Source organism: Pseudomonas sp. TE3786 (genome assembly GCF_054057335.1).
The window spans coordinates 282,121-289,261 of the sequence record NZ_JBSRZF010000004.1; the positions used below are offsets into that span (position 1 = coordinate 282,121).

General features: G+C 63.1%; 5 protein-coding genes. 4 read left to right on the forward strand and 1 reads right to left on the reverse strand.

What is annotated here, in order from left to right:
- Complete coding sequence (locus tag ACVW0Y_RS07425) at positions 1-471, reverse strand: MarR family winged helix-turn-helix transcriptional regulator (RefSeq protein ID WP_457437154.1); 471 nt, start codon at positions 469-471, stop codon at positions 1-3.
- A gap of 265 nt (positions 472-736) precedes the next feature.
- Between ACVW0Y_RS07425 and ACVW0Y_RS07430 the strand changes: the two genes are divergently transcribed.
- From ACVW0Y_RS07430 to mhpT, 4 genes are all read left to right on the forward strand, one after another.
- Positions 737-1,567, forward strand: a complete 831-nt coding sequence (locus ACVW0Y_RS07430; RefSeq protein ID WP_108095351.1) for a p-hydroxycinnamoyl CoA hydratase/lyase — start codon at positions 737-739, stop codon at positions 1,565-1,567.
- Positions 1,568-1,594: 27 nt separating this feature from the next.
- Positions 1,595-3,043 carry an aldehyde dehydrogenase gene (locus tag ACVW0Y_RS07435; RefSeq protein ID WP_457437156.1) on the forward strand — a complete coding sequence of 483 codons (1,449 nt, stop codon included), beginning with the start codon at positions 1,595-1,597 and terminating at the stop codon, positions 3,041-3,043.
- A gap of 83 nt (positions 3,044-3,126) precedes the next feature.
- Positions 3,127-5,001 (forward strand): feruloyl-CoA synthase, encoded by a 1,875-nt coding sequence (locus tag ACVW0Y_RS07440; RefSeq protein ID WP_457437158.1) that lies wholly within the window; start codon positions 3,127-3,129, stop codon positions 4,999-5,001.
- 64 nt (positions 5,002-5,065) lie between these two features.
- The gene (mhpT, locus tag ACVW0Y_RS07445; protein WP_457437160.1) at positions 5,066-6,256 is read left to right on the forward strand and encodes a 3-(3-hydroxy-phenyl)propionate transporter MhpT; all 1,191 of its coding nucleotides are present in this window, start codon (positions 5,066-5,068) and stop codon (positions 6,254-6,256) included.
- Positions 6,257-7,141 lie beyond the last annotated feature (885 nt).

A 7,141-nucleotide genomic window follows, 5' to 3' on the forward strand; every position in this document is an offset into this window, starting at 1 on the left:
TCAGGCCTCCCGGTACAAGCGGTTGAGCAGGCTCAAGAGCTGTTGGCGTTCGTCAGCGTCGAGGGCGGCGGTGGCATCCAGGTCGCTTTGTACCACCACGTCCTTGAGGGTTTTCAGCAGTTGCTCGCCGGCCTTGCTGAGAAACAGACCATACGAGCGCTTGTCCGGATTGCTGCGCACGCGCATGGCGAGGCCGCGCTCTTCGAGCTTGTTGACCATCAGCACCGCCTGCGGCGGCTCGATGGCCAGGGCCTTGGCCAGGTCGGCCTGCATCAGCCCGGGGGCCTGTTCGATGATGGTCAGGGCGGTGAACTGCGCCGGGCGGATGCCGTGGCTTTCCAGGCGAGCGCTGAGGTGTTGGGAAATCTTCAGCTGCACCCGCCGCATCACATAACCCACCAGGTTTTCCAGTGCGCTGTCGAGCAGCGCCGGCTCGGCCGCGGGCACCTGGGCTTTGGGTTTGCGGGGCATGGCTGAGGTCCTGGGGGCGGGTAACTGGTTAGGCATGTTAATAATTTTTTCGGTGGGCTGCACGGCGGATGCAAATATTTAGTTATTTTCATTAATCATGCACCCACACCTTACCGCTCTAAATTGGCCTTGTAGACCGAGTAAAGTGCAATTGTCAGGCTGGCCGCTTACCCGATGATTCGTTATCTCAACAAATATAGTTAATTGACATAACTAAAATATCGGCTTAATTTCGCCTCATCTAACCCAGACATGAGGCAGTGACATGAGTACCTATGAAGGCCGTTGGCAGACCGTGAAAGTGGAATTGGACGAGGGCATTGCCTGGGTCATTCTCAATCGGCCGGAAAAGCGCAACGCCATGAGCCCCACCCTCAACCGCGAAATGGCCGACGTGCTGGAAACCCTCGAGCAGGACGCCGATGCCCGCGTGCTGGTGCTGACCGGTGCCGGTGAGTCGTGGACAGCCGGCATGGACCTCAAGGAATACTTCCGCGAAGTGGACGCCGGCCCGGAAATTCTCCAAGAGAAAATCCGTCGTGAAGCCTCGTACTGGCAGTGGAAGCTGCTGCGTATGTACAGCAAGCCGACCATCGCCATGGTCAACGGCTGGTGTTTTGGCGGCGGCTTCAGCCCGCTGGTGGCCTGCGACCTGGCGATCTGCGCCGACGAGGCGACCTTTGGCCTGTCGGAAATCAACTGGGGCATTCCGCCGGGCAACCTGGTGAGCAAGGCCATGGCCGACACCTGCGGCCACCGCGAATCGCTGTACTACATCATGACCGGCAAGACCTTCGGCGGGCAGAAAGCTGCGGCCATGGGCCTGGTCAACCAGAGCGTGCCATTGGCGCAACTGCGCGAAACCACCGTCGAATTGGCGAGAAACCTGCTGGAGAAAAATCCGGTGGTGCTGCGCGCGGCGAAGATCGGTTTCAAGCGCTGCCGCGAGCTGACCTGGGAACAGAACGAAGACTACCTGTACGCCAAGCTCGACCAGTCGCGCCTGCTGGACACCGAAGGCGGCCGCGAAGAGGGCATGAAACAGTTCCTCGACGACAAGAGCATCAAGCCGGGCCTGCAAACCTATAAACGCTGATCTCGCCAATACGTCAGGAGGTGTTCCATGTTCGACGTGCCATTGTTGATTGCCGGTAATGCGCAGCCTGCGGCCGATGGCCGTACTTTTGACCGCCTCAGCCCGTTCACCGGCGAGGTGGTGTCGCGGGTCGCGGCAGCCACTCTGGACGATGCCGACGCGGCAGTCGCTGCCGCGCACGCCGCGTTCCCGGTCTGGGCCGCACTGGCCCCGGGTGAGCGGCGTTTGCGCTTGCTCAAGGCCGCCGAACTGCTGGAAGCACGCGCGCCGGAGTTCATGGCAGCGGCCAGTGAAACCGGTGCCGCGGCCAACTGGTACGGCTTCAATGTGCAGTTGGCCGCCGGCATGTTGCGCGAGGCGGCGGCGATGACCACGCAGATTCTCGGCGAGGTGATTCCCTCCAATGTGCCCGGCAGTTTTGCCATGGGCCTGCGCCAGCCCTGCGGCGTGGTGCTTGGTATTGCGCCGTGGAATGCACCGGTGATTCTCGGCGTGCGCGCCCTGGCCATGCCGTTGGCCTGCGGCAACACCGTGGTGCTCAAAGCTTCCGAAGCCAGCCCGTTTACCCACCGCCTGATCGGCCAGGTGTTGCACGACGCCGGGCTGGGCGACGGGGTGGTCAATGTGATCTGCAATGCCCCCGAGGACGCCCCCGCCATCGTCGCCCGGCTGATCGCCAACCCGGCGGTAAGGCGGGTGAATTTCACCGGCTCCACCCATGTCGGCCGCATCGTTGCCCAGCTGTGTGCGCGGCAGCTGAAACCGGCGTTGCTGGAGCTGGGCGGCAAGGCACCGCTGCTGGTGCTGGAGGATGCCGATCTGGACGCCGCCGTCGCTGCTGCGGCCTTTGGTGCGTACTTCAACCAGGGGCAGATCTGCATGTCTACCGAGCGCCTGATTGTCGATGCCAAGGTGGCCGATGCCTTTGTCAGCAAGCTGGCGGCCAAGGTTGCTGAGTTGCGCGCCGGCCCGGCGGAGGATGCCGACGCAGTGCTCGGCTCACTGATCGATGCCGCCGCGGGTGAGCGTATTCAAACCCTGGTCGACGATGCCGTCGGCAAGGGCGCGCGTCTCGCAGCGGGCGGCGGTTTACAAGGCAGCATTATGCAGCCGGTGCTGCTTGATGGTGTCACCGCCAGCATGCGTTTGTACCGTGAAGAGTCGTTCGGGCCGGTGGCCGTCGTGTTGCGCGGTGAGGGCGATGAGGAGCTGCTGCGCCTGGCCAATGACTCGGAATTCGGCTTGTCCGCGGCGATTTTCAGCCGCGACGTGTCGCGCGCTCTGGCGTTGGCGCAGCGGCTGGAATCGGGCATCTGCCATATCAACGGGCCCACCGTGCATGACGAAGCACAGATGCCGTTTGGCGGGGTGAAGTCCAGCGGGTACGGCAGCTTTGGCAGCCGCGCCTCCATCGAGCATTTCACCCAATTGCGCTGGGTGACGGTGCAGAACGGCCCCCGCCATTACCCGATTTAAATCGCATCCGATCTGACAGCAGCACCCGGCATAACAAGAACAATGCAGCGCCCCTATGCGGGCGCCGGACAGAGGAAAGGCACGTGAATGGAGACCAAGTAGCAAGCCACGCTGACCCCGTGGTGCGCTATCGCGAAGTGGCTGTCGGCAGCCCGGGGGTGGCCATCACCCAGCGCGCCGACGGTACGATTTACCTGCGGCCGCAGGAACAACTGCAACCCTTGCCCGCGCGGTTACTCGACCGTCTGGTGCATTGGGCACAGGTTAAACCGCAGGCGGTTTTTGCTGCCCAGCGTGGCACCGACGGCCAGTGGCAAACCCTGAGTTATGGCGCGATGTTGGCCAACGTGCGCGCCATCGGTCAGGCCTTGTTGAGCTACGACCTGAGCGCGCAGCGGCCGCTGGTGATTCTTTCCGGCAACGACCTGGACCACCTGCAACTGGCGTTCGCCGCGCAGTATGTCGGCGTGCCTTATTGCCCGGTTTCACCGGCCTACGCGTTGCTGTCAAAAGATCTGGAAAAGCTTCGGCATATTTTCAGCCTGTTGCAGCCCGGCCTGGTGTTTGCCGCTGACGCGCAGCCGTTCCAGCGCGCCATCGAGCAGCTGCTACCGGCCGACGTGCCCCTACTGTTCAGCCGTGGCGAGCTGCCCGGCCGCCCCGGCCGTGCGTTGGCCGAGCTGCTCGATACGGCCAGCGTCGAGGCCGCCGACCTGGCGTTCGAGGCCACCGGCCCGGACACCATCGCCAAGTTCCTGTTCACCTCCGGCTCCACCAGGTTGCCAAAGGCGGTGCCCACCACCCAACGCATGCTCTGTGCCAACCAGCAGATGCTGTTGCAGACCTTTCCCGAGTTCGCCCTGCAGCCGCCGGTGCTGGTCGACTGGCTGCCGTGGAACCACACCTTTGGCGGCAGCCATAACGTCGGCATCGTGCTGTACAACGGCGGCAGCCTGTATATCGACAACGGCAAGCCGACGCCACAAGGCATGGCCGAAACGTTGCGCAACCTCAAGGACATCTCGCCCACCGCCTACCTCACCGTGCCCAAAGGCTGGGAAGAATTGGTGTCGGCGCTGGAGCAGGACGGCGAATTGCGGGCGCGTTTTTTTGCCAAGACCACGCTGTTTTTCTTTGCCGCCGCCGGCCTCTCGCAAAGCATCTGGGATCGCCTCGACAAGGTGGCCGAGCAGCACTGCGGCGAGCGCATCCGCATGATGGCGGGCTTGGGCATGACCGAGGCGTCGCCGTCCTGCACCTTCACCACCGGGCCGCTAGCCGTGGCCGGTTACGTCGGCCTGCCGGCACCCGGCTGCGAGATCAAACTGGTGCCGGTGGACGGCAAGCTGGAAGCGCGTTTCCGTGGCCCGCACATCATGGCCGGCTATTGGGGTTCGCCGCAGCAAACCCTGGAGGCGTTCGACGCCGAGGGCTACTACCGCTCCGGTGATGCGCTGAAATTTGCTGACCCCGCACAGCCGGAACTGGGCTTGATGTTCGATGGCCGGATTGCCGAAGACTTCAAGCTGTCGTCCGGGGTGTTTGTCAGCGTCGGGCCGCTGCGCAACCGCGCGGTGCTCGATGGTGCGCCCTATGTGCAGGATGTGGTGGTGGCCGGGCCGGACCGTGAATGCCTGGGCCTGCTGGTGTTTCCGCGCCTGGCCGACTGCCGTGTGCTGGCTGGCCTGCCGGCGGCGGCCAGCGACGCTCAGGTCGTGGCCCACGAGCGGGTGCGCGCCTGGTTCGCCGCCTGGCTGCAGCGTCTCAATCGCCAGGCCACCGGCAACGCCAATCGCCTCGAATGGATCAGCCTGCTGAGCGAGCCGCCTTCCATCGACCGCGGCGAAATCACCGACAAAGGTTCGCTCAACCAGCGCGCGGTATTGCAGCACCGCAGTGCGTTGGTCGAAGCGCTGTATCGCGGTCAGGCGCCGCAGATCATCCGCTACCAGGCCTGATCTTTCCCGCCCCACCGTCATCGGCGGTGGGGCGCGGCACACAACAATAACAATCGAGGTTTCTATGCCCACGTCATTCGCGCAGACCGACACGTCGCTGCGCACCATCGCCTTGTGTTTTATCGTCGCCATGCTCGAAGGGCTCGACCTGCAAGCGGTCGGCGTTGCAGCGCCGGCCATGGCCCACAGCTTCAACTTGAGCCCGGCCGCCCTGGGCTGGGTATTTAGCGCCGGCCTGTTCGGCTTGCTGCCGGGCGCAGTGTTTGGCGGCTGGCTGGCCGACCGCTTCGGGCGCAAAAGCGTGCTGATTGCGGCGGTGGTGTTGTTCGGGTTGTTCTCCCTGCTGACCGCCCATAGCGCCACCTACGAGCAACTGCTGGCGGCGCGCCTGGTCACCGGTTTGGGCATGGGCGCGGCGTTGCCGATTCTGATTGCGCTGTCATCGGAAGTGGCCAGCCCGGGCCTGCGTAACCTGGCGGTGAGCCTGACCTACTGCGGGGTGCCGTTGGGTGGTGCGGTCGCCGCGCTGATCGGCATGTTTGCCGTCAGCGGCGATTGGCGGCTGGTGTTTTATGTGGGCGGCGTTGCGCCACTGGTGATTGCCCTGCTGCTGATGCGCTGGCTGCCGACGCCGGCCACGCGGCAGAGCCAGGCCCTGCCCGTGGGCGCCATTGCGCAGCAACTGCTCGGCCAGCGCCGGGGTGTATCGACGTTGCTGCTGTGGGGCGCCTGTTTCTGCACCCTGACCATTCTCTACATGCTGCTCAACTGGCTGCCGACCTTGCTGATTTCGCGCGGGTTGAGCCGGCTGGATACCGCCACCATTCAAGTGCTGTTCAACATCGGCGGCGTCGCCGGCTCGTTGCTGGCCGGCCGTCTGATGGACCAGGGCAAGGCCTTGCTGGCCGTGTTGCTGGCTTACGTCGGCATGCTCGCCGCGCTGCTGGCGCTGGGGACTGTCGAGTCGCTGCAAGGGTTGTACGTTGCCGGGTTGGCAGCGGGTGCCTGCGCCGTGGGTGGCCAATTGATTTTGTACGCATTGGCGCCGCGCCTTTATCCCGCGGCGGTGCGCGCCACAGGGGTGGGCGTGGCGGTGGCGGTGGGGCGACTGGGTTCCATGAGCGGCCCGTTGGCCGCCGGGCAATTGCTGGCGGCGGGGGCGGGTGTGAGCGGATTGCTGCTGGCCGCCTCACCGCTGGTGGCCATTGCCGCCTGCGCGGCGGCCGTGTTGTTGAAGCGAGATAGCCAGGCCTGAGTTAACCCGAGCGACAGACTCCTCAGCTCCACTGGCTTCGACTGAGGATGACCTTTGCCGCGCTATGACTTGACGGTTGTAGCGCGGTTTTTTTGTGGGTAGCTGAAACGCACGAAGGCCAGGTAAAACATCCTTTGCCTTCAAACCCCCCGTCATTCCTGCGTAGGCAGGAATCCAGAATTCCTGAGCGAACGGCGTACTCCTGAAAGATTCTGGATTCCAGCCTTCGCTGGAATGACGGTGGTTCTGGCACGGGAGCAGGGTTGTTTTTAGGGGTTAGCTGAAACGCACGAAGGCCAGGTAAAACATCCTTCGCCCTCAAAACCCCGTCATTCCAGCCTGCGCTGGAATGACGGTGGTTCTGGCACGGGAGCAGGGATGTTTTTAGGGGTTAGCTGAAACGCACAAATGCCAGGTAATACCTCCTTTGCCCTCAAACCCCCCGTCATTCCTGCGTAGGCAGGAATCCAGAATTGCGGAACGAACGGTGCACTCCTGAAAGATTCTGGATTCCAGCCTTCGCTGGAATGACGGTGGTTTTGGCACAGGAGCACGTCCGCTTTTAGCGGGTTGCTGAAACGCACAGAGGCCGCGTAAACATCCTTTGCCCTCAAAACCCCGTCATTCCTGCGTAGGCAGGAATCCAGAATTGCAGAACGAACGGTGCACTCCTGAAAGATTCTGGATTCCAGCCTTCGCTGGAATGACGGGGGTTTTGGCTCGGGAGCAGGGTTGTTTTTAGGGGTTAGCTGAAACGCACAAATGCCAGGTAATACCTCCTTCGCCCTCGAAACCCCGTCATTCCTGCGTAGGCAGGAATCCAGAATTGCAGAACGAACGGTGCACTCCTGAAAGATTCTGGATTCCAGCCTTCGCTGGAATGAC

Bases quoted from the DNA above. Each gene is read 5' to 3' on its own strand.
- ACVW0Y_RS07435 (WP_457437156.1), top strand. From the start codon at position 1,595: ATGTTCGACGTGCCATTGTTGATTGCCGGTAATGCGCAGCCTGCGGCC.
- mhpT (WP_457437160.1), top strand. From the start codon at position 5,066: ATGCCCACGTCATTCGCGCAGACCGACACGTCGCTGCGCACCATCGCC.
- ACVW0Y_RS07425 (WP_457437154.1), bottom strand. From the start codon at position 471: ATGCCCCGCAAACCCAAAGCCCAGGTGCCCGCGGCCGAGCCGGCGCTG.
- ACVW0Y_RS07430 (WP_108095351.1), top strand. From the start codon at position 737: ATGAGTACCTATGAAGGCCGTTGGCAGACCGTGAAAGTGGAATTGGAC.